General features: G+C 42.2%; 3 protein-coding genes and 1 pseudogene. 2 read left to right on the forward strand and 2 right to left on the reverse strand.

The features are described from left to right. Both clpP and yvfG read right to left on the reverse strand, forming a co-directional pair. A partial coding sequence (gene clpP, locus CGZ90_RS19405) for an ATP-dependent Clp endopeptidase proteolytic subunit ClpP (protein WP_094254147.1) occupies nucleotides 1-555 on the reverse strand: 555 nt, incomplete at its 3' end. A 294-nt stretch (nucleotides 556-849) separates the two neighbouring features. Then, nucleotides 850-1,065 carry a protein YvfG gene (gene yvfG, locus CGZ90_RS19410; protein WP_094254148.1) on the reverse strand — a complete coding sequence of 72 codons (216 nt, stop codon included), beginning with the start codon at nucleotides 1,063-1,065 and terminating at the stop codon, nucleotides 850-852. A gap of 301 nt (nucleotides 1,066-1,366) precedes the next feature. Here yvfG and cspD point away from each other — a divergent pair, with 301 nt between their 5' ends. Next, complete coding sequence (gene cspD / locus CGZ90_RS19415; protein ID WP_094254149.1) at nucleotides 1,367-1,567, forward strand: cold-shock protein CspD; 201 nt, start codon at nucleotides 1,367-1,369, stop codon at nucleotides 1,565-1,567. Nucleotides 1,568-1,860: 293 nt separating this feature from the next. Continuing rightward, a pseudogene (locus CGZ90_RS19420) lies at nucleotides 1,861-2,013 on the forward strand (RNA polymerase factor sigma-54); the annotation flags it as partial.

Here is a 2,013-nt window from a genome sequence, read left to right on the forward strand (position 1 = left end):
AAGTCCGTATTTTACCGCATCTTCTGCTAAAAGGAAGTTATCGCGGTCAGTGTCGCGCTCGATTACTTCAAGCGGCTGTCCTGTTTTTTCGGATAAAATCTTGTTCAGCTGTTCGCGCATTTGGATGATGCGGCGAGCGTGAATTTCGATGTCACTCGCCTGTCCGCGTGTTCCGCCAAGAGGCTGGTGAATCATAACTTCAGAGTTTGGAAGCACGTAACGCTTTCCTTTTTCACCGGCTGCCAGAAGGAAAGCACCCATGGAAGCAGCCATACCGATGCAGATTGTAGAAACCTGTGGTTTGATGTAGTTCATCGTGTCATAAATCGCCATACCAGCTGTGATGGAACCGCCTGGGCTGTTTATGTAAATGGAGATGTCCTTCTCAGGATCCTCTGCAGCAAGGAAGAGAAGCTGAGCAACGATAGAGTTTGCCACGTTGTCATCGATAGCGCTTCCAAGCATGATAATGCGGTCTTTCAAAAGGCGTGAATAAATGTCATACGCGCGTTCACCGCGGTTTGTCTGTTCGATTACTGTAGGGATTAAATTCATCTAATTTCCTCCTCTTCACCAATAAAATTGTGTGTACTGTCATCATACAAAAAAGGTCAAACAAGGTCAAACGATATGCAGCCTTTTTTGATGCAATTAAAAAAAGACGGTATTTGAAGGCTACTTATCTTATTCTCTGCGGCAAGAAAGAATTCCTGCCAGCTGGCTATGCAGACTAACAACATCATTCCCGACACACCGGTATTTAAACGTCTATCTTCAAAAACAGCACAGAAAAGTGAACAATAAAAAAGACTATCTGTACTTAAACAGATGTCCTTTAAGTTTTGGCTATTAAGCTTCGTTTTTGACGTTTTTGTATGCTTCTTCAAGATTGCGGATCCGGCGCACGATTTCTCCATTTTTGTTCAGGTTGTCGTTGATCAGTGTACCTACAATCGAACGGTAGTAAGCGTTCATCGCATGATTTTTTGTGAACACATCACGGTTGCGGTCGATGTATTGGCGCAGGTTTTCTTCAAAGTATGGGATGGAAAAAGACTCGCTCATTCTTGCAGCTCCTTCATTACATATAATCGGTTCTTCTACTCTAATATCCTAACAGAAAAGGACGGAAAATCAATGAATGGGGCGTTTTGACATTTATGTACAGTCGTGATATATTGAGGTTAACCATTTTACCTTGTAATATATCGGATTTAAAGCGAATCGTACTTTTTGATAAGAAGTGGATGCAGTTTTAAAGTCCCTCTTATTTAAAGGACGATTTTTTTTATGAAGACTTATTGCATAGTAAGCTGGTTGAAACATTTAAACGCTTACATACGAGCGTGATTAGGAGGAAACACCCATGCAAAACGGTAAAGTTAAATGGTTCAACGCTGAAAAAGGCTTTGGATTCATCGAAGTTGAAGGTGGAGACGATGTATTCGTACACTTCTCAGCTATCCAGTCTGAAGGCTTCAAGTCTCTAGACGAAGGTCAAGAAGTATCTTTCGAAGTTGTTGAAGGATCTCGTGGACCACAAGCATCTAACGTAACTAAACTTTAATTAAAAATTAAAAGTTTTCAGCGCCGGGCATTTGCCTGGCGCTTTTTTTTTTCGAAGTATACAGGGAGTAAGGTACCAAGGTTGGTTTGGTTCTTGGACATAGTTTTGGTTTTGACAATTTGAAGTCTCCGATGTCTACTTGGGGTCCGGTACCGAGATTGATTTGGTTCTTGGACTAAATTTTGACGAACATCTTCTTCGGACCCCACTGAGGGAACTGCGGGCATTTATGAACTTTTTGTTAAAAGCGCTTTCAATTGTAGTAGAATAGGAAGGAGGAGGGATGCATCATGATGGAAATGGGTCTTTATCAGCAGCAGAACTTAAGCCTTGTGATGACAACGGAGCTTCGTCAGGCCATTGCCATTTTACAATATCCGGGCTATGAGCTGTCCTCCTTCCTGCAGGAACAGGCGAACGAGAATCCGCTTATAGAAGTGGTGGAG

This window comes from Fictibacillus aquaticus (assembly GCF_002245695.1).
Lineage (GTDB): Bacteria > Bacillota > Bacilli > Bacillales > Fictibacillaceae > Fictibacillus > Fictibacillus aquaticus.

Coding starts and splice junctions, on each gene's coding strand:
- yvfG (WP_094254148.1), bottom strand. CDS start 1,065: ATGAGCGAGTCTTTTTCCATCCCATACTTTGAAGAAAACCTGCGCCAA.
- cspD (WP_094254149.1), top strand. CDS start 1,367: ATGCAAAACGGTAAAGTTAAATGGTTCAACGCTGAAAAAGGCTTTGGA.